This is a genomic window from Companilactobacillus sp. HBUAS56275 (assembly GCF_036913655.1).
GTDB classification, from domain to species: Bacteria; Bacillota; Bacilli; order Lactobacillales; family Lactobacillaceae; genus Companilactobacillus; species Companilactobacillus pullicola.
In genome coordinates, this window is record NZ_JAYKKK010000006.1 from 84,204 (window position 1) to 106,437 (window position 22,234).

16 protein-coding genes are annotated in these 22,234 nt (G+C 35.4%); 13 read left to right on the forward strand and 3 right to left on the reverse strand.

Annotated elements, in window-relative coordinates; all coding sequences use genetic code 11:
* The first annotated feature begins 99 nt into the window (after window positions 1-99).
* The 3 genes from U8526_RS11500 to U8526_RS11510 all read left to right on the forward strand — a co-directional run bounded on the left by U8526_RS11500 (window position 100) and on the right by U8526_RS11510 (window position 3,095).
* Window positions 100-1,380, forward strand: coding sequence for a cation:dicarboxylate symporter family transporter (locus U8526_RS11500; RefSeq protein WP_334342107.1), 1,281 nt, complete (start codon window positions 100-102; stop codon window positions 1,378-1,380).
* Between the two features lie 141 nt (window positions 1,381-1,521).
* Window positions 1,522-2,481 (forward strand): quinone oxidoreductase family protein, encoded by a 960-nt coding sequence (locus U8526_RS11505; RefSeq protein WP_334342108.1) that lies wholly within the window; start codon window positions 1,522-1,524, stop codon window positions 2,479-2,481.
* 11 nt (window positions 2,482-2,492) lie between these two features.
* The gene (locus U8526_RS11510; RefSeq protein ID WP_334342109.1) at window positions 2,493-3,095 is read left to right on the forward strand and encodes an NADPH-dependent FMN reductase; all 603 of its coding nucleotides are present in this window, start codon (window positions 2,493-2,495) and stop codon (window positions 3,093-3,095) included.
* Between the two features lie 81 nt (window positions 3,096-3,176).
* On the opposite strand, the gene U8526_RS11515 is transcribed toward U8526_RS11510, so the two are convergent.
* Window positions 3,177-3,803 carry a CPBP family intramembrane glutamic endopeptidase gene (locus U8526_RS11515; RefSeq protein ID WP_334342110.1) on the reverse strand — a complete coding sequence of 209 codons (627 nt, stop codon included), beginning with the start codon at window positions 3,801-3,803 and terminating at the stop codon, window positions 3,177-3,179.
* Window positions 3,804-3,945: 142 nt separating this feature from the next.
* Between U8526_RS11515 and groES the strand changes: the two genes are divergently transcribed.
* The 4 genes from groES (at window position 3,946) to U8526_RS11535 (ending at window position 9,959) form a co-directional block, all read left to right on the forward strand.
* A complete protein-coding gene (groES, locus tag U8526_RS11520) occupies window positions 3,946-4,230 on the forward strand; it encodes a co-chaperone GroES (RefSeq protein WP_334342111.1) in 285 nt (94 codons plus the stop codon).
* A 55-nt stretch (window positions 4,231-4,285) separates the two neighbouring features.
* Window positions 4,286-5,923, forward strand: a complete 1,638-nt coding sequence (groL, locus tag U8526_RS11525) for a chaperonin GroEL (protein ID WP_334342112.1) — start codon at window positions 4,286-4,288, stop codon at window positions 5,921-5,923.
* A gap of 962 nt (window positions 5,924-6,885) precedes the next feature.
* On the forward strand, window positions 6,886-9,282 hold the full coding sequence (ppsA, locus tag U8526_RS11530; protein WP_334342113.1) for a phosphoenolpyruvate synthase: 2,397 nt from the start codon (window positions 6,886-6,888) through the stop codon (window positions 9,280-9,282).
* A gap of 116 nt (window positions 9,283-9,398) precedes the next feature.
* On the forward strand, window positions 9,399-9,959 hold the full coding sequence (locus U8526_RS11535) for a hypothetical protein (protein WP_334342114.1): 561 nt from the start codon (window positions 9,399-9,401) through the stop codon (window positions 9,957-9,959).
* 261 nt (window positions 9,960-10,220) lie between these two features.
* Here U8526_RS11535 and U8526_RS11540 read toward each other — a convergent pair whose 3' ends face one another.
* Both U8526_RS11540 and U8526_RS11545 read right to left on the reverse strand, forming a co-directional pair.
* The gene (locus U8526_RS11540) at window positions 10,221-11,351 is read right to left on the reverse strand and encodes a GGDEF domain-containing protein (protein WP_334342115.1); all 1,131 of its coding nucleotides are present in this window, start codon (window positions 11,349-11,351) and stop codon (window positions 10,221-10,223) included.
* Window positions 11,352-11,607: 256 nt separating this feature from the next.
* Window positions 11,608-14,226: an isopeptide-forming domain-containing fimbrial protein gene (locus U8526_RS11545; protein WP_334342116.1), complete on the reverse strand. Its 2,619-nt coding sequence runs from the start codon at window positions 14,224-14,226 to the stop codon at window positions 11,608-11,610.
* A gap of 166 nt (window positions 14,227-14,392) precedes the next feature.
* Between U8526_RS11545 and U8526_RS11550 the strand changes: the two genes are divergently transcribed.
* From U8526_RS11550 to U8526_RS11575, 6 genes are all read left to right on the forward strand, one after another.
* Window positions 14,393-15,205 carry a MerR family transcriptional regulator gene (locus tag U8526_RS11550; protein WP_334342117.1) on the forward strand — a complete coding sequence of 271 codons (813 nt, stop codon included), beginning with the start codon at window positions 14,393-14,395 and terminating at the stop codon, window positions 15,203-15,205.
* A 76-nt stretch (window positions 15,206-15,281) separates the two neighbouring features.
* Window positions 15,282-15,977, forward strand: a complete 696-nt coding sequence (locus tag U8526_RS11555) for a DUF554 domain-containing protein (RefSeq protein ID WP_334342118.1) — start codon at window positions 15,282-15,284, stop codon at window positions 15,975-15,977.
* Window positions 15,978-16,227: 250 nt separating this feature from the next.
* Window positions 16,228-19,302 (forward strand): type I restriction endonuclease subunit R, encoded by a 3,075-nt coding sequence (locus U8526_RS11560; protein WP_334342158.1) that lies wholly within the window; start codon window positions 16,228-16,230, stop codon window positions 19,300-19,302.
* A gap of 8 nt (window positions 19,303-19,310) precedes the next feature.
* Window positions 19,311-20,960, forward strand: coding sequence for a type I restriction-modification system subunit M (locus U8526_RS11565; protein WP_334342119.1), 1,650 nt, complete (start codon window positions 19,311-19,313; stop codon window positions 20,958-20,960).
* A complete protein-coding gene (locus U8526_RS11570) occupies window positions 20,953-21,423 on the forward strand; it encodes a restriction endonuclease subunit S (protein WP_334342120.1) in 471 nt (156 codons plus the stop codon). Before U8526_RS11565 ends, U8526_RS11570 begins: the two co-directional genes overlap by 8 nt.
* Window positions 21,424-21,463: 40 nt before the next feature.
* Window positions 21,464-22,204 (forward strand): restriction endonuclease subunit S, encoded by a 741-nt coding sequence (locus U8526_RS11575; RefSeq protein ID WP_334342121.1) that lies wholly within the window; start codon window positions 21,464-21,466, stop codon window positions 22,202-22,204.
* Window positions 22,205-22,234: the final 30 nt, after the last annotated feature.

Genomic DNA, 22,234 nt, shown 5'->3' on the forward strand with positions numbered 1-22,234 from the left:
TGAATGAAAAATATTTTAATCTGAAACCGTTATCAATTTCATTTTTTACAAAAAGTCTTCTATAATTAAAACTATGTTGATTTCAAAGGGGACTTTAAAGTGCAAAAGCAACGATTTTTTCGAGTCAGCTTAGGTTGGCAAATTATTATTGGTTTGGTTCTAGGAATTGTTCTAGGACAAATTTTTTACCAGAATAAAGCTGCTATTCAAGTGATGCAGAACATTGGGACAATGTTTATCTCAATGATTCAGATGATTGTTTTACCAATTGTTATCTCTTGTTTGACAGTCGGTATCGCCAATATGGGTGATATTAAGAAATTAGGTCGAATCGGATTAAAGACTTTAATTTATTTTGAAATAATGACAACATTAGCGATTATTATTGGTATTATCGTTGCTAATGTTACACATCCCGGTACCTTTATTGATGTACATAGTCTAAAAGGTTCGGATATTAGTCAATATACAGCTACGGCTAAAACAGCCAAACATTCGGGTATTTGGTCAATCTTGATGAGTATCATCCCAACCAATATCTTCGAATCGTTGGGTAAAGGGGATATGTTACCAATTATCTTCTTCTCAGTTCTATTTGGTTTAGGAACAGCTTCAATCGGCAAACAAGGTCAAATCATTACTGATACTTTGAATGCTGTCGCTAATGTCATGTTCAAGGTTACTAACTGGGTTATGCGTTTAGCTCCTATTGGTGTTTGTGCCTTGATTGGTGTAACGGTTGGTGAAATGGGCTTTAACTCTTTGAAACCATTGGCACTGTTCATTTTAATTGCCTATGCAACTATGGCATTCTTTGTTTTCGTAGTTATGGCAGGTGTGGGTCATCTGTTCCATGTACGTTTCTACGAATTGTTCAGAATTATTGAAAATGAAGTAACGTTAGCTTTTACAACAGCTAGTTCAGAAGCAGCTTTACCTAAGATGATTGAAAAAATGCAAAAGTACGGAGCATCTAAAGGTATCGTCTCATTCGTCATTCCAACAGGATATACTTTTAATTTGGATGGATCAGCTATCTATCAGTCATTAGCAGCCTTATTCTTGGCTCAGGCATACAATATCCATTTAAGTTTAGGACAACAAATTACCCTTGTTGTGGTATTGATGTTAACATCTAAGGGGATGGCCGGAGTACCGGGAGCATCGTTTGTTGTACTCTTAGCCACGGTATCAACTATTGGTGTGCCAATGCAAGGTTTGACCTTCATTGCCGGTATCGACCGTCTCGTAGATATGGGACGTACCGCCGTTAACGTCGTCGGTAACTCTCTAGCAACTATTATTATTGCCAAGAGCGAAAAAGAATTTGATGAGGATAAACGGGAAAAGTACGTTGCATCCTACAAGCGTGGGGAATAAAAAAATCCGCGTAGTTAAAACGATTTAAACACACGAGAACAGTCTACTAAATATTTGGTAGGCTGTTTTTTTTGCATTCTATATAAAATAGTTATAAATTTAATATAAAATATAAATATTGTTATGTAAGGAAGCGTTGAAATGAAGGCAGCTTTTATTGAACATCTAGGTTCGTACTCAGAAATAAAGTATGGCGAATTGCCAGTGCCAGTAATTAACTCAAATGAAGTTTTAGTCAAAGTACAAAAAATAGCAGTTAACTTTGTTGATACTTTTGTACGATCAGGTGGATTTAAGGCCAATGTAATTTTTCCTTTTGTAATTGGACGTGACGCCGTTGGAACTGTCAGTCAAATTGGATCTGAGGTAACGAGCTTTAATATTGGGGACGTTGTTTGGACCAATAGCATGGGTTACGACGGACGTGTGGGTGTCAGTAGCGAGTACACAGCAGTTCCAGCAAAACGTCTGTATAAGGTCCCTACAGGAGTCGATACAACGCAATTGATTGCAGCAGTTCATTCTGCAGCGACGGCTGTTATTTTGTTGAGGGATGTTCTTCAAGTACGATCCGGACAAAATATTTTGATTGAAGGTGGCGCAGGTCATGTTGGTCAAAAGCTGACTGAAGTTGCTAAAATTTTAGGATTACAAACTACAACGACTAGTAATCAACGTAATTTCAATTTGATGAGAGAATTGCAAGTTGACCATTATTATGATTATCATCAGCCAGTAGCTGAAATTGAAGATGATTTTGATAATATTGTCGATACTTCAGGGAAAATTTCCTTACCAATTAATTTGAGTAAATTAAATCTTCATGGAAAAATCGGTATGATAACGGCACCAAAAGCATCTGCTCAAGAAATCGATTTTCAAAAATTTTACACGAGTGTTCAATCTATTCGGGGGTTCGTTATTAGTCATGCTACTGAGTATCAATTAGCGCAGACAGCCGAATTTTTAAACCGTAATTTTTCTAAAGGAAAGTTACTAAGAGACGAAGTTATGACGCTGCCACTGTCTCAAGCAAGTGAGGCTCAAAGGATGTTAGAAACACATCAAACAAATGGTAAAAAATTAATTTTAACAATATAGGAGATAATTTAATGGCTATAAATATTGGTATTATTCTAGGAACAGTGAGAAGTAATTCATTAGGAAAACGGATTTTTGATTTTTTGAAAAATTCCGAATCAGAAACAGAAGAGTATCACTTTACTTGGATCAATTTAAAGGATTATCCATTGCCACTTTATAATCATGAAGAAACGCCCTTAGAGGGGAATCTGTCAGGCTTAAATAAAGTAGAATCTAAGTGGCTAGATATCATTAAACAGCAAGATGGATATATTATCATGTCACCAGAATACGATCATGCAATCCCTGGTGGTCTGAAGAATGCCTTGGACTTTATTGGCCCTGAAGTAGAGTCAAAGCCAGTTCAAATCGTAACTTATTCTTACTATAGTGACGGTGGGATGTTAGCGGCTAGTTCGTTGGTGCCAATTTTGCAGATGTTGAAGATGATCGTTTTACCAACTCCGCTACTTTTGTGGAATGCAAACGATAATTTTTCTGAAGATGGTCAATTATTGCCAGTCAAAAATAGTGATCATTTTGAAGCTAGGTTGAATGAAATTTTCGAAGATATTGAGTTTTATAGTAAAGTTTTAAAGGAAAATAGTCGTTTAAAGAGAGTGCCTAATTAGGCGCTTTTTTTCTACATTACTGGATACAAAAAACCAACTAGTCATCGACTAGTTGGTTTCAGAGATGTAATTTTAAATGAGTTACATTGTTCCTAAAGTTAAAACAATAGCATTCATCAGAATATGACTACCGGCACTAGCATAGATATTTTTTGATTTGTAATAGACAAATGAGAACCAAAGTCCCATTGCTACGTAAACAATAAATCTCGTATCCTGATGCATAAAGGCAAACAATAGGGCTGAAATAATAGCAGCAATATAAATGTTAGTTGGTTTAATCAAATTGGCGAAGAAGATACGTCTGAAGATGATTTCCTCCATGATAGGTGCGCAGATCAAAACATAGATGAAATAGTATGGATAAGTTTTGACCATCAATAATAACTGCATCGTGTTTTGCGAATGAGTGCTAGTATGGAAAATTAACTGATCAATAAATCCGACTCCATATTGAAGGGCGATAGCACCGATGGTTCCTAAGATAATCCACTGCAAATTATGATTCAAATCGGTTTTCTCTTCGAATTCATTGGGACCATTTAATTTCACCAGATACATCATTATACCGGTAGCTAAAAGCGATCCTAAGGTGAGAATGATGAAATAAATGGAACCAGTGATCGATAACATGTTTAAAACGCTACCCAATAACAATAAGAGAATATATGTTAACAGGGTGAAAAATTGATTTTTGGGAAAATTCATGAGAAACTCCTTACATTTTTAAAGGTAAATACTTGCATGTTTTCAATATAATGTTAATATAAAACTTGTGATTAGCACAAGAGATGTTCGAGTGCTAAAGATAAAAATAAACATAGAAAAATAATAATCGGAGGGATTTAAATTGTTAAAACCACTTGGAGATAGAGTCATTGTAACAGTCGATAAAGAAGAAGAAAAGACAGTTGGTGGCATTGTTTTAGCAAACAACGCTAAGGAGAAGCCACAAACAGCCGATGTCGTTGCCGTTGGTGACGGTTTAGTTACTGAAGACGGAAAGAAATTACCTATGAACGTTAAAAAAGGTGATAAAGTTCTTTTTGATAAATACTCAGGCTCAACAGTTAAGTATGAAGACAATGAATATTTAATCCTTCATGAAAAAGATATCATGGCAGTTATTGATTAATTTTAAACTTAAAAAATTTTAACTAAAAGAATTTAATTATGGAGTGTGAAAATTAATGGCAAAAGAAATTAAATTTTCAGAAGATGCACGTTCAAAGATGATGGACGGTGTTAACAAACTAGCTGACACAGTTAAGACAACAATCGGACCTAAGGGTAGAAACGTTGTTCTTGAAAAGAGTTATGGTTCACCTGAGATCACAAATGATGGTGTTACTATTGCTAAGAGTATTGAATTAGAAGATCACTTTGAAAACATGGGTGCAAAGCTTGTTTCCGAAGTTGCTTCAAAGACAAATGACATTGCTGGTGACGGTACTACTACAGCTACTGTTTTGACACAAGCAATTGTTAAAGAAGGTATGAAGAACGTTACAGCCGGTGCTAACCCTGTTGGTATCAGAAGTGGTATCGAAAAGGCTACAAACGCTGCTGTTGATGAACTTCACAAGATTTCACATAAAGTTTCTGGCAAGAATGATATTGCTCAAGTAGCTTCAGTTTCATCAGCTAGTGAAGAAACTGGTAAATTAATTGCTGATGCCATGGAAAAAGTTGGTAACGATGGTGTTATCACAATTGAAGAATCAAAGGGTATTGATACAACACTTGATGTTGTTGAAGGTATGCAATTTGATCGTGGATACATTTCACAATACATGGTTACAGATAATGACAAGATGGAAGCTGACCTCGACAATCCTTACATCTTGATCACAGACAAGAAGATCTCAAATATTCAAGATATCCTACCAATGCTACAAAAGATTGTTCAACAAGGTAAGTCACTATTGATCATCGCTGATGATATTGATGGTGAAGCTCTACCAACACTTGTTTTGAACAAGATCCGTGGTACATTCAACGTTGTTGCTGTTAAGGCTCCTGGTTTTGGTGACCGTCGTAAGGCTCAACTTGAAGATATCGCTACATTGACTGGTGGTACAGTTATTACTTCTGACCTTGGACTTGAACTAAAAGACACAACAATGGATCAATTAGGTCAAGCTGGTAAGGTTACAGTTACAAAAGACAACACAACAATCGTTGAAGGTGCCGGTAACAAGGACGCCATCAAGGAACGTGTTGAAACAATCAAGAAGCAAATCAGTGAATCAACATCTGACTTTGACAAGGAAAAGCTACAAGAACGTCTAGCTAAATTAGCTGGTGGTGTTGCTGTTGTTAAAGTTGGTGCTGCTACTGAAACAGAATTGAAAGAACGTAAATACAGAATCGAAGATGCTCTAAATGCCACACGTGCCGCTGTTGAAGAAGGCTACGTTGCTGGTGGTGGTACAGCTTTGATGAATGTACTTGGCAAGGTTACAGCTCTTAAAGAAGAAGGAGACGTACAAACAGGTATCAATATCGTTGCACGTGCTCTTGAAGAACCACTACGTCAAATCGCTGAAAATGCTGGTTTTGAAGGTTCAGTTATCGTTGAACACATTAAGAACCAAGATAACGAAATTGGTTTCAATGCTGCAACTAACAAGTGGGAGAACATGGTTGACGCCGGAATCATCGACCCAACTAAGGTAACACGTTCAGCATTGCAAAATGCATCTAGTGTTGCATCACTATTGTTAACAACAGAAGCAGTTGTTGCTGACAAGCCAGAACCAAAGGATAACAATGCAGCCGCTGGAGCAGCTAACCCTGCAGCCGGTGGAATGGGCGGCATGATGTAATCTTTTGATTCATCTAAAAATTAAATACTAAAAATTAACAGTATCTATTTGAATTTTGAATAGGTACTGTTTTTTTGTTATCTTGATGTAGTGGAAGGATGCCGTCGGTAGAAGAAAATCTGTGGACCTCTGGAACGTGGTGGACACGACTTGAAGCTAATAATTTTACACTTCGTGCAAAATCATGGATCTTCAAGTTCGGTCTTCTGGTAACCTTGCTTCGCAAGCTAACCAGAACTTCACCACTGAGGGCCCACAGATTTTCTTCTACCGACTATATTTCTGATTCTATTTAATAAAGCTGCGATGCTTAAATGGTTCTAGTTACGTGTAATCAAACGATTTTTATGAATTCTGTCATAAGAAAGGGCGTAGTATCTGTGAATCTATCTAAAATTTTGAGTAAATGTTATTTTTGCTATTTAGTAATTTGAAAGTATACAAATAACAGGGCAGAATATTAATCTGGAGCAACAAGCCCGATTGGTTTCAGCACAAATTTATACTTAGTGATTTATCGTTTCTAAAAAAATTTGGTTTAAATATATATTGATGAAATAACTTTAATTCACTACTGTCTTACTATCTAATATTTAAAAGCATACAAGCAATAGAAGTAATTTTTGTGGAGGACGGCAAGTTAAGCAAATCTTTATTTTGCATTTTGAAGAATTTTGTGATTGAATGAACTTTTTATAATAACCGTAAAATATGAATACTTTAATTAATATAATTTAATCAATATAGCTGTATATACCAGTGATAACAGCGATTGTGACGAAAACAACGCTATATATCAATAAAATTAAGATAGAATTCTGAACTAAAAAGTTTCCAAATATAGTTACTATTTGTGATTAAATGAACTATAATGTGGTTGTAATGAAATCGCTTACAAGAGACGATTTCATCTATATAGAAATAGATTCAAATCGGAGAATATAAAAGGAGGCAATATTATCATGAGTAGTCGCGATACTGCAAATGTTCTATGGTTCAATGAATTACACCGTAAGGATGTTAATTTAGTTGGTGGAAAGTCTTCTTCATTGGGAGAAATGACTTCATCAATGGATGTACCGGTACCATATGGTTTCGCAACAACCGCACGCGCATATCAATACTTCATGCAAGAAACCGGATTAAACGATAAGGTTAACGCATTATTGGAGAGTATAAATGACTACGAGAATTCAGACGAACTTCACAAGACTTGTGAACAAATCCGTAATTTGATCGTCGGAGCAACGATGCCAAGTGACTTGGCTGATGATATTAAGGAAGCATATGCCGAGCTTTCTGACAAGATGGGACAGACAGATCCATTCGTAGCTATTAGATCATCTGCTACAGCCGAAGATTTACCTAATGCTTCGTTTGCTGGCCAACAAGAATCTTATCTAAATATTAAAGGAGCCGATGACGTTGTTAACCGTGTACAGCAATGTTACTCCTCACTCTTTACAGATCGTGCAACATACTACAGACACAAGCAACACTTCCCACATGAAAAAGTTGCTTTGTCAGCTGCCGTTCAAATGATGGTCTTCTCTAAGGCATCAGGTATCATGTTCTCAGTTAACGTTGCTAACGGTGATGAATCCAAGATCGTTATTGACGCTATCTATGGTTTAGGTGAGTACATCGTTTTAGGAAAGGTTACACCAGATCACTTTGTTATTGATAAACAATCAATGAAGATTGTTGAAAAGAATATTATTAAGAAACCTATTCAATTAGTAAGACTTCCTGATGGAGGTACAAAAGAAGAGCCTGTTCCAGAGGCATTACAAGATGAGCAAGCACTTACTGATAGCCAAGTAATCGAATTAGCCGGCTATGTAAAAGAAATTGAACGTCACTACGGTTGCTACATGGATATGGAATATGCTCTTGATAGCAATACTAATAAATTGTGGATCGTCCAAGCTCGTCCAGAGACAGTATGGTCACAACGTAAGAAGAATAAAAATAACGATGGGGATGATAACGTGGTTGCAGAATCAGACGCTAAAGTTGCGGTTCGTGGATTACCAGCAAGTCCAGGATTAGCTAGTGGTGTTGTTCACGTTATTGATGATCCAAAAGATATTGATCAATTTAAGGAAGGCGAGATCTTAGTTACATTGATGACTTCACCTGATTGGGTTCCAGCCATGAAGAAAGCCGCTGCCATTGTAACTAATAATGGTGGTATGACCTGTCACGCTGCTATCGTTTCTCGTGAAATGCAGATTCCATGTATCGTTGGTACAAAGAGTATGAAAGTTGCCGCAACTGATGTTTTGAAGACAGGCGATGTTGTTACAGTTGACGCTACTAACGGAATTGTTTACATGGGTAAAGTTGAGAGCATGCTTAAGAAACCAGAACCTGCTGCCCAAGGTGGACAAGTAGTTGCCGCCGAAACATTTGCTCCAACAGCTACACGTGTCATGATGAACCTTGGTGATCCTGATTTGGCTGACAAATATTCAACATTACCAGCTGACGGAATTGGCTTGATGCGTGAAGAGTTCTTATGGACAACCTTTATTCATGAGCATCCACTGTATTTGATCGAGCAAGGACATCCAGAAAAAGTTGTCGACATGTTAGCTGACGGAATTTCTAAAGTTGCCCGTGCTATGGCTCCTCGTCCAATGGTATTACGTTTCTCAGACTTCAAGTCTAGTGAGTATCGTAACTTAAAGGGTGGCGACAAGTATGAACCACATGAGCCAGCTGATTTGTTAGGTTGGCGTGGTGCTTCTCGTTACTACGACCCTAAATATATCGAAGCCTTCAAACTTGAATTAGCTGCTGTTAAGAAAGTACGTAATGAATTTGGTTTGAAGAACCTGAATGTCATGATTCCATTTGTTAGAACTGTTGACGAAGCTCAAAAAGTCACCGATATTATGCGTGGCGAAGGCCTCGTACGTAGTGCTGACTTCCACGTATACATGATGGCTGAAATTCCAACAAATATTATTTTAGCCGATCAATTTAACAAGTATGTTGATGGCTACTCAATCGGATCAAACGATTTGGCAATGTTGATTCTTGGCTGTGATCGTAACAATGATACAGTTGCTAGTTTGTTCGATGAGCGTAACCTAGCTGTTAAACGTGCTATCAATCACTTGATTCAAACAGCTCACAAAGATGGTAAGACAGTTGGTATTTGTGGACAAGCACCATCAGAGTATCCAGACTTCACCGACTTCTTAATTAGATGTGGTATTGATTATGTTTCAGTTAACCCAGATATGGTCAAGGAAACGAAACGTAATGTAGCACACTTCGAACAAAGAATTATGTTGGATAAGGCAACTGGGAGGGGCCTAAATGATCCAACTGACTATGATTGGAAATAGTTGAATAGTTACAAAGATAGGACTGCATACAACGTGCAGTCTTATTTTTTGTTATGATTGTGTATATGAAAAGTATAGAATTGGTTACTATAGTATAAAAAGAAGAGAGAATCAGAATGGATAGTATTGAGTTTGGTCGCAAAATCAATTATGTGCCAATGACAATAAGTTTAGCTGTCGGCGTGATAGTTGGTTTAGTGATAGCAGTATTTGCACATCAAGCGTTGTTAGCAGTAATTTTAGGAATCACAGTTATCGTAATATGTGCTTTGATTTTTGCCAAAAGTTTATCGGATTTCTATGGATATTGGGAACTTACCGAAGAAGGAATCAGATGCTACGACTATTTAAATTTCAGCGTCAAATTCCAGTCAGTATTGATGCCCTTTAGTGAAGATCAGATGACCTTTAAATATGACGATATAAAATCATTGAGAGTAGTCGTAGGAAGAGAAATGAACGCACCAGCCAATATATTAGGCGGTTCATTTTATGCACCCAAGAAAATTATGTTCAATTTGCCGACACCATATTATTTGGAAATAAAGTTAAAAGACGGACGAGAAGTTAATTTGGATTTGTCAGCCGATTGGGATGATACAGAGACAATAGAGTACGTTATTGCAGTTATTTGTGATAGAGCAGAGATAGGTGCAGAAATGGTGAAACAATCATAGAGAGCGGAGTAAGGGCGCTCAGCCTCCGAGGATTTGCCTAAGTCCTGGAATCGCACGCGAACCTTGCGTGTAATTTCAGGACTGTAGCAAACCACAGGAGGTTGCCCTTGTGTAGCTCGTTTCCACTATTCAGCAAAGAACCATGGTTATCCTGAATAGAAACCAAAACTATTCAAAAAAGAACAAAGGTTAAGAAAAAGACCAGTACGGCAATCATCAAGAACTAAAGATGAAAACCGCACTGGTCTTTATTTATATCATTTAACTTTTAGTGATCCGCATACGACCATTTCTTTTGGACTGATAAAGAGCCTCATCAACCCGACTATAAAACTCATCCGAAGTGAGATCAGAATCCCGTATTTCAGAACTACCCACGGAAACAGACACGTCGACAGTTTGGTTGTTGATACAGAATTGAGAATTGTTGATGGCAGAAAAGACCTCTTGAGTAATAGAATCTATTTCTGTCAGCTTATAACTAGGTAAGATAATATTGAATTCTTCGCCACCGGTACGATAAAACCTAATGTTATTATCATTGGCAGCCAGAACTGTTTGCGTAATGTCAGCAACCTGTTGCAAAACTTTGTCACCAATTAAATGTCCATAGTGGTCGTTAATACTTTTGAAATGGTCAATATCGAACATGATCATAGCGACATCTATTTTGTTACTTTGATATTGATTGAATAGAGCGTGAATATCGTTATCAAAAGCCGCAAAATTTTTAACATGAGTCAGCGCATCTAAATGAGCAAATTCATAAAGTGTATGTTTGACTCGAATATCACGCACGAAGAAACCAATGTAACTGTAGACGAAAATTTCGAAAACGATTAGGTAGGATACTTGACGAAAAATTGTCGTTACATCTAATGAAAATTTGATTCTGGCCAAAGTCCAGAGGATGACACCAAACAATAATCCATCGAGAATGTAATAAATAAATGGAAAAGAGTTTGCTCGCTTTTTCTTGATATATTTAAGTGAAAAATAAAAGGCAAAGAGTGTTAAAGCAAAACACCACGATTCCCAGTAAAAAATAGCAGAATTAAAAATCATGAATATTAAAACAATTGGTATGAAGACAGGGTAGTTGACCGGTGCATCTAAAAAGACAGCACAGAATATTAAAGCAATAATTTGAAAATTTATGAAAATCCATGTAGTTTCCTGATTGACAACCAGAGTTTGAAGTCCGAATAAGAGAATGAACAGGTACATAATACCCAGTTGAGCCTTGAGAATATTCGATTCAATCTCAATTTTCCTTATAGATAGGACCGATTTTATTCCATCAAATAATATTTCGTAAATAATAAAAACGCCAAGAATAAAGAAGAGACTGACGAGTAAAGGCATCTCTTGTAGAACATATTTTGTTAACAATTTTTATTAACCTCCCTCATGAAATATGCTTCGATGACCTTACGTAATAAGTGAAAATATATTTTTAAATTTTTGATACCATAGATATTATACATAAGTAGCAATAGTTTTATAACAGAACGATTGAAATATTTGTTGCATAATACACGGATTGGTCAGAACTGTGGAGTATTAGTATTTTTGAGGAAAAATAAATATCCAGCAACTCTTTAGTTCGAGTTACTGGATATTGTTGTTTTTATAGTTAATAAAGTGCCTATTGTGGAGTATCTTGCATTCCCCAAGTTATTGTACCCGAGTATTGACCAGCGGAAGCTGTTCCAGGAACACGCAATTTCCACTTACCTAAATCAACATACTTAGTAAAGTTTTCTCCTGTATAAGATCCAGAGAAACCTTCACTTTTGATTGGAATACCACCGGTTGAAAGAGGTACCCAATTTTCCTTATTAGCATCGTTGGCTTGATTCAGATAAATGGCATCATTGTTGTCTTGAATTAGTTTCGTTGTTTTGTCCTTTTGATTTACGATAGAACCCCCACCGTTATTATCGTAACCTACAGTAATTTGGAAAGGATTATCACTAGTATGATCTATGACTAACAGACCATCAGTTCTGATATTAGGGAGTACTCTTTCAGAACCAGTGCTATTGATAGTTCCAAATTCTATTGAACTAGGGACTTTTTCAAATTGCATTGTTGGGGCTGTTGCGGAAATATTTAAAATAGCAGCTGTCGATAGACGATTGTTATATGTTTTACCAGAAGCTGTTTGAATATTGTTCAAGACGGCAATATTGGTAGCGGTTAGTTCAAGGGGAGATGTAACCTTGGCTTGAAAGACGATTGGTACTGAACTGCCACTTGCGATAGCACCTAATTTAAGACCATCAATATCAGTATTGTAACTCTGTTTAACGCCATTTACAGTAATACTGCCAGGTACTAATTTGATTCCATCTGGTAAGGTATCGTTGAAAGTAGCGCTCTTTATGGTATCGGTACCGGTAGGATGAATCGTAGTTTGGTATTCAATAATGTCGCCTTTAGAGCCACTTTCAGTATTAGAGAAATTAGTATTTTTAGTAACGTTACGTAATTTCTTATCAAATGAAATATTCAGATTAGGATTTCTTATAGGAATTTTTACCTGATCAGTATAGTCAGTAGTAGTATCAAGAGCTACACCGCTTGAGGTCTGGTTATTACCTGAGAAGGAAGCAGTATTAGTTAGACTACCAGTGCCTGCGGCATCAAAGGTAACTGTGGCATTAAGATTAACAGTGTAAGTACCCTTGTCAGGAATTACAGTGTTAGGTTCAAATTCAAATTTATTACCTGATACTGAAGAGGATGGTATAAAGCCACTATCAACAACTTGATCTATATCATGTTCATTGGAACCAGTGTCACTTGATGGTACCGCATGGGTGACAGTATAGTTAATAGTATTTGGATTTATTTGTAATCCCTTAGGTAAACTATCAACTATTTTACTCAAGTTCCAATGTGAATTTAGACCATTATTGACTACTTTAAGTTTAAAGTGGAGCGTGTCACCAACGTTATTTGTTCCATCAGAGTTTTGATTACTATTGGTATAAGTTTTGGTTACGATAGGTACAGCATAAGGAGAGACTGTTGCACCTATTGTTGAGGAGTAATGACCGGTGGCACCCGTATCTAAGGTTTGGTAAGGCCATCTCAAGGTATATGCAGAATTTTGACGACCATCAGCATCCACAATTGCAATGAGATCAGAACCTCCATATTGTGTTTTAGCGAATAGGAGTGGTTGTCCGGCCTTTTTATCAGTATCACCAGGATCACTACCACCTGGTTTAAGGTTTGGCGTTAATACGCTACCAGCATTAGCACTAAGGGGTTTACCTTTGATATCTGGAGAGTAACTACTTGAGAAAGCAATACCCATAAAGTTTTCGAAGCCACCGGGAACATTATTAGTGACAAATAGTTTAGATTTACTACTGTTAGTATTCTTAGCATTATTGATGTAAAGTCCTTGGCCTCCACCAATAGCAAAAAGTGGAACATCATCACCAATGGCATCTACGTTGGTATTGGTAGAAGAGTCATAGATTCTGCTGTCTTCATTCATTGCTGTATCTTCACCAAAATATGGTTGAAATTGTACTTTCTTATTAGGACTGTAGACATAAAGTTCTCTTTGAACAACAGGAGCACCTGTAGATGATGGTCTTAGTACTACTTCGGCATAGGCACCGGCGGCGGCAGTACCAGTTAAGTATCCAGCAATTTTTAAGACTAGACGACCATTACTATCAGTAGTATGCATAAGGACTTTTTGATCCATTTTAACCATCAGTGCCTGGCTACTGTAATAATTGGCCGTTGATCCATATGTACCGGTAACAAGCGCATAGTCAAATGATGAATCTGAGGTTTTTTGAGGGCTACCATTGATATAAGAGTTTTGACCTTGATGGAGGATACTATAATATTTCCCATTATTATTAATAAAAACATTGATTTTAGAATAATAACTATATCCGGAACCATAGCCAGTATTCAAGCCTATATTGGATGCGCCGGTCGTAATAGTATCGTCACCGCTAGTTACATTACCAGAACTATTACGTGCTGATCCAAAAGTATAGTCTAGTGAAACATTATTACTAGCACTAATTGGAATAGAACCAACAAGACCTCTATTTGAAGTGGCTGGCACCCAATTGCTGTATCCGTCATCAATTTTATTAGTATTATCGATAACATTCTGAGTTGTAGCGGCCTTAACTGTTAAAGTGTTATTGCTAAAGGCAATAATACAAATAAACACGGCAAAAAAAGCCACCAAGATCCCTCGAATGTATTTATACTTATTAATCATTAATATCTTCCTCCCCAAAAAGATATAACAATAACTGAATATATCTATTATTATTTATATTATATAATTTAATAAAATTTATTTGTTCCAATTATCGAGGATTATTTTTATAAGGATTGAATTAAATTTCACAATATATTTGTAGAAGAAGTAAAGAGACGGAAAAATGGAACAATTATTTACAATTGGACAGTTATCCAAGTTATTTAATACTAAAATATCGACTTTGCGTTATTACGATGAAGTGGGTTTATTAAAGCCGGCCAAGGTTGATCCTAAGACGCATTACCGTTATTACACGACGGTACAATTTGAAAGACTTAATGTTATTACGTATTTACGAACGCTGGATTTATCGTTGGATTCAATTAAAGATTTTTTTGAGGCACGTGACATTCCCAAATTGGAAGCTATGTTGCGGGAACAACAAAATCAGGTTGAGAGACAAATCTCAACTTTACAAAATGTTAAGACTAGAATTTCGGCAAGACTTTCACAAGTAGAAGACGCTTTGAATAGTAATTTGGGAAAAATTGAATTAGTGGAACTTCCCGATATACCGGTTATAACTTTGAAAGAAAATTATCGTCCCAATGAGGATATCGAACTTCCTATTTCAGTACTGCGACAGAGATATAAAGTAAATAAGAATATTTTTTTAGGTAAAATAGCTTTAGCCATTTCCAAAGAACAATTGAATCAACGGAAATTTAGTGAGTATACAGAATTGGTATTGATCTTAGAACCTGGTGACGATAACAAAGCAACATCGTTCTTACCAGCAGGTCGATATTTACGATTAAGATTTCATGGAACACATGAGACAGCCGGAAAAGAATATCAAGAATTGATGGATTATTGTCAAAAACATAATTTTGAAATTAATGGCAATGCTATTGAGACTACATTAATTGACTATGGCATCACCGATGACCTATCAAAATATGTCACGGAAATAAGAATTCCAATCACCGATTAACTTTTTGTTGACCCTCCACCTACTAGAGAGTTTATAATTTATAATTAACGAAATAATAATTGGGGGGGGGATAAACATGATAGGAACGACTTTTAACGTAGCGATGATTATTGGTGGAAGTTTTGCTGGTAGTTATTTTAAAAAAGGAATCAAAGCCGAATATAATGAGATATTGACTCAAGCTTTAGGTTTAGCCGCGATGATGATTGGAATCAATGCTGTTATAGGAAATATGTCGAAAAGTCACTATCCTGTTTTGTTCATCGTGAGCTTGGCAATTGGTGGATTGTTGGGGCAGTGGATTGACCTGGAGAAACACTTTGACAATCTGGTAGGCAAATTTTCCAAGAAGAGTGCTGATGGCGGTAAAAATTTGTCCGAAGGCTTGGCCACTGCTATCCTGTTGTATTGCATCGGTTCGTTATCAATTTTGGGACCGATTCAAGAAGCTTTGAATCATGATTCGACTTTCTTATTTACCAATGGGATGTTGGACGGTATTACTTCGATTGTATTGGCATCAACTTTTGGTATCGGGATGGCCTTAGCGGCCGTTGCTGTGTTTGCTTGGCAGGGTAGTATTTATGTAATTGCATTGCTACTACAAAATTCAATCAATACTAATATGATCACGGAATTGACGATTGTCGGTGGCGTACTGATTTTTGCTTCGGGGTTAGGATTGTTGAACATCCGGAAGATTAAAGTTTTGAACTTATTGCCATCTTTGTTGGTTCCTATTGTTGTGATTGCTATTATGCAGTTGTTTTAAAATAAAAAATGCTCGTGATAAAGAATTCCATTTTGGAAAACTTTTATCAGGAGCATTTTTAGTTTATTAAGATTATTCAAGATTTTTATACTTTTATGAATGTATTATTATTCTAAAAATTTCAAAAATGAATTGATTTTTAATCAGTTATTTCGTAATTTAGGGGTCTTTTTTTGATAAGATAAAGTCAAGTATGTAAAAGAAAATTTACAATCGCAATTAATCTTTACATTCGTTTAGGGGGAACTAAATTGTGATAAAAACTAATGAACTAGACTTTGAAGACGAGTTAATAAATCATTTGGTTGATTTAGGTGGAACAAAACAATGGAGTTATCTTCCGAATATTAAAACGACTGATAATTTATGGGCTAATTTCAAAAGGATTGTTGAGCAACATAATCAAGATCGCCTAGATGCACCACTGACTAAATCAGAATTTCAACAAATAAAAGTCATTATTGGACAATTAGAAACTCCATATCAAGCTGGACAATTTTTGTACGGTATGAATGGAATTTCTCAAGTCGAAGTGGACTTGGATAATGGTAAACATGTGTATCTTAAGATATTTGATCAAGATAATATTGGTGCTGGGGATACAATTTATCAGATAGTTAATCAAATTGAGCGGCCTGCAGTTATTCCTGGTCGCAAAAATCGCCGTTTTGATACGACTCTTTTGATCAACGGATTGCCAATTTTACAGATTGAAGAAAAAGCCGATGGGCACGATGCTAAAGAAGCTTTAAATCAGATGCACCAATATATTGAGGAACGTCAATATACGGATATCTTTTCAACTTTACAAATATTGGTTGCCATCACACCGCATGATAGTAGATATATGGCAAATACTACTGCAGACAAATTTAATACTGATTTTGCTTTTCGCTGGCAAAAAGCTGATGACAATAAACCTGTCTTTGATTGGAGAGAGTTTTCCAATTATATGCTGTCTATTCCAATGGCACATCAAATGGCTACTAACTATATGATTCTGGATGGAACACCAAAGCATCAAATGATTAAAGCCATGAGACCATATCAAGTTTATGCTACGCAACGTGTTATAAGAAAAATACGTGAACATGATTTCAGTATTGGTAAACAAGGAATAGGTTATGTTTGGCATACGACTGGTTCGGGTAAAACAATTAGTTCGTTCAAAGCTGCTTGGTTAGCCTCACGTTTACCAAACGTTGATAAGGTCGTTTTCTTAGTTGATAGGATTGCTTTAACTAATCAAACTGTTGATGAATATAAAGCTTATGATCCAGAAAATACTGATGAAAGTAATGGAGGAGTTGTAACTGATACAGCTAATCGTTGGGCTTTATCTAAGAAACTATCCAAAAAAGGTAATGGAATCATCGTTACTTCTACTCAAAAAATGGATTCGATGGTTCAAAGTAGTAATTTCAGACCTATTGATAAAAACATTGTTTTCATTGTTGACGAGGCTCATCGTTCAACTTCAGGAGATATGCTGAAGCGAATTAAGGATGGATTCCCGAGATCAGCTTGGGTTGGTTACACGGGGACACCGGTTTTTGATGAACATCCAACAACTCAAGAAGTTTTTGGTGATTTAATTCATGCTTATACAATTAGGGATGCTATTGCCGATGGAAATGTTTTAGGTTTTAAAGTTGATTTTGAAACAACTCTGTCGGATTCAGTTTTGCGTGATCAGTATTTGCCTGAATATTTTAAAGGACGTTATCCGGGAATTTCAGATGAAGATATTGAAATGCGTATCGACAATATGACTGATGCAGATATGGATGATACTGTTGAGCCATCGGTTTATGATAATAATCCTAAACATATTAAGTTAGTCGTTGATGACATTATCAAGAATTGGAGTAAACGCTCAAGACAAGGCAAGTATAATGCTATATTAACAACCCATGTTGGCGGTGGTAAGGCTTCAACACCTATGGCAATGATGTATTATCGCGAATTTAAAAAACGTGATTCTGGTTTGAAAGTAGGAATCACTTTCAGCCAAACTACATCAAATAGTGACAATCAATTAGATAATAATAAAGATTTGCGAGAAGCAATGACCGATTACAACAAAGAGTTTGGTACAAGCTTTGGAGATCAGGATGTTAAAGATTATACCGCTCAAGTAGTTTCCAGATTAAATAGGACTATTGATGACGGTAAGTATTTTGATATTGTAATCGTTGTTGATCAATTACTAACCGGTTTCAATGCTCCACAAATGAATACATTGTACGTTGATCGTACTTTACATGGTTCTGCATTGATTCAAGCCTATTCTAGAACCAATCGTGTTTATGACATGCAGACAAAGCCATTTGGGCGAATAGTTAATTATCGTTGGCCACATCAAACTGAGAAGTTAATGAAAGAGGCTTTAGCAATATATGCAAATCGAGATTCGGCCAATTTTCAGATAGAACTTCCTGGTAAGGTAGATGTGATTGCCAAACCTTATGAAGAAGTTAAATCAGAATTAAAAGAAGTTACTACACAGCTGAATGATTTTTCTGATGGTTTTACAAGAATTCCTCAAGATGACAACCGTATTGAAGAGATGTATTCAGTACTACGCAAATATAATCATTTGATGGCTATGGCTAAACAAGATGATAAATATGATGATGAGAATCCTGATATTCTTTTAAATGAATTGGGAATGGATACAAATACCGAAGAAGTGTTAACAACAACTTTAAGTAATAAACTGAAAAAAGAAGTTGCTAGGATTCATCATGTTGATGTATCACAAATTGATCTACAAATGGAGCATGTTAAGGCTATTCGAGTTAATTATGATTATTTGGAAGAATTGATTGCTAATTTGATGAATCAATATCATGACGATGACTTGGAAACTGCTAATAAAACAGCCAAAGAAATTAAATCAATTTCTGATAAGGTTGACAACCGTAAGTATGCTGAACAGATTAATCAATTTACTGATGATGTTTTAAACGGCAATTTTAAGTATTCTGATACGTACCCCGTAAAACAAAACGAAGTTAAAAATTTAGTTTCAGGCCATAATGACATGCGTTTGCGGAATGATATTTTCGATTATAAAAAGAATTGGGGATTAACTGACATTGAAGCATCTCAAGATATTAATAAGTTAGTTTCAGATCACGTAAAAGATGCCGATGATTTAAATATTGATGGGGCCTTAGATGAAATAGTTAAAGAAGCCTGTGTTGTTTATCGAATGGACGCTGAATCTGAAGAAGTTAGAAAATTAACAAAAATTAAGTATCGTACTCATTTGAGAAGAAGTTTTAAGAAATTTGCAGATCAAATGGTTGATAAATATTAGGAGAAATTATGAGTAAAGCACAGGAAATAACCAGTCAAATTTGGGAAATGGCAAACCGTTTACGAAGTAATATGGATGCCAGTGAATATCGTAATTATATTTTAGGGTTTATGTTTTATCGTTATTTGTCAGAACATCAAGAACAACGAATGGTACAAAATGATTTGATCGATGTTGAAGAAGGACAAAGTGTTAATGATGCTTATATTGAGCAAGCTAGTGGTGATGACTTAAATGATTATTTAGAAGAATTGGCTGATTCATTAGGTTATGCTATTGCTCCACAATATACATGGCAGACAATTGTGGATAAAGTAAATGATAATTCAATCGCACCATCTGATTTTCAAGATATGCTGGATAATTTTAATCACAACGTTGATTTGAATAAAAATGCTAAACAAGATTTTCATGGTGTATTTGCAGATATGAACTTGGGTAATTCACGATTAGGACAAACGACTGCTGCCAGAGCAAAAGCTTTAGTTGAAATCGTTAATCTGGTTGATGAAGTTCAATACAAAGATGATGATGGACATGACATTCTAGGTGACATTTATGAATATTTAATTGCCCAATTTGCCGGTAATTCTGGTAAAAAAGCTGGAGAATTCTACACACCTCATCAAGTCTCAGAAATTCTGGCTAAATTAGTGACTATCGACCTAAATCCAAAAGAAGATAAACCAAGTGTTTATGATTTTGCTTGTGGTTCTGGATCATTGCTACTAACTGTTCAAGAACAAATTAAAAATCGCAGTTTGTTCTATTATGGACAAGAATTGAATACGACGACTTATAACTTAGCTCGTATGAATTTGATGATGCATGACGTTTCATATATGAATATGGACTTACGTAATGCCGATACTTTAGAGAGCGACTGGCCTGATGGCGTTGATTCCAGTGGCGTTGATCATCCTCGTAGTTTCGATATGGTTGTAGCAAATCCTCCATATTCAGCTCATTGGAATAATGAAGATAATAAAATGAAAGATCCACGTTTTAAAGAATATGGCGGTTTAGCACCAAAGACTAAAGCAGACTATGCCTTCTTGCTTCATGGGTTATATCATTTAAGTAATGAAGGTACTATGGCAATAGTATTGCCACATGGTGTTTTATTCCGTGGTGCTAAAGAAGAAAAAATTCGTAAGGCATTGTTAAACAAGAACCAAATTGATGCTGTAATTGGATTGCCAGCCGGATTGTTCTATTCAACTGGAATTCCAACATTAGTGATGGTCTTGAAGAAGAATAAGACTACTAAAGATGTCATGTTTATTGATGCAAGTAATAATTTTGAAAAAGGTAAAAATCAAAATATTCTTCGTGATGATGACATTAACAAGATCATTAACACATATAAAGAACGTAAGGATGTTGATAAATATGCTCACATTGCTCCAATGAGTGAAATTGAAGAAAATGATTTCAATTTAAATATTCCACGTTATGTTGATACTTTTGAACCTGAACCAGAAATTGACTTGGGTGAAGTTACTAAAGAAATTCGAGAAAATAACAAAAAAATTATGGAAAATAAAAATGAGTTACTTTCAATGATGAAAGAACTCACTTCTTCTGATGAAAAGACTCAGAATGATCTCGATGAATTTATCTCTATGTTAAGTGATGAGGTGAATAACCATGGATAAGAAAATGGTACCTGAAGTCCGATTTAAAGGGTTTACTGACGCTTGGGAACAGGATAACATTGGGTCCCATCTTATTTTGTTAAAGGATGGTACTCATGGTACACATAGAGACTTTGTAGATGGTCCACTTTTATTAAGTGCAAAAAATATAAAAAATGGAAAAATTAACATTAGTAATAACGAGAGGCATATATCGATTTCTGATTTTGAATCCATTCATAAATCATTTAGATTAAAAAAAGGAGACATACTATTAACAATTGTTGGATCGATTGGTCAAACCGCTATATATAATGGAGATACACATATAACCTTTCAAAGAAGTGTTGCATACCTTAGAACAAAAGATATAGATTCCGAATTTTTAAGATTTTTAATTATGGCACCACATTTCCAAAAAAAATTAAAAATAAATCAAGTTGTATCCGCCCAACCGGGAATATATTTAGGAGATATTTATTAAAAATATAAGTATAAAGTATTCTAAGAATAGTAATGAACAGTTGTTAATAAAAAATATACTTAATTTAATTGACATTTCTATTACTCTACAACAACGGCAGTTAGACCTATATAAGAAACTTAAAAAGGGATTATTACAGAAACTATTCTCTAAAGATGGGGAAAAAGTACCTGAGGTGAGATTTGCTGATTTTCATGATGATTGGGAACAGTGCAAACTAGGAGAAATATCAAATATTACTAAATTGGCCGGATTTGAATTCACAAAATATGTACATTATTCAAATAAGGGAAAAATTATTGCATTAAGAGGTTTGAATGTTAAAAATGGAAAATTAGATCTATCGGACGTTAAATACATTGACAATTCTAATTTTGCCAAACTAAAACGAAGTAAATTATATAAAAATGATATGTTATTTACTTATGTAGGAACCTTGGGTGAAAGTGCATTGGTCCCTCAAAATGACTCATTTTATTTGGCTCCAAATGTTGCACTAATAAGATTTAATGAACAGTATATTCCTTATTTCTTTAGAGAGTATATGTCTACACCATCGTTCTACTTAAAAAACGTTCTCCCATTAAGCAGTTCTTCATCACAGCCTGCATTGTCCATGAAATCAATAAGAACTTTTATAATAAAGTTTCCAAATGAGCTTGAGCAAAAAAAACTAAGTATCTTTTTCAAAAATATTGAAAATGTTATTACTCTACAACAATATAAAATAAATAAATTAGAAGAATTAAAAAAATATTTTCTGCAAAAATTATTTATTTAACAAAATTGAATGCTAGAAATTTAAACTTCT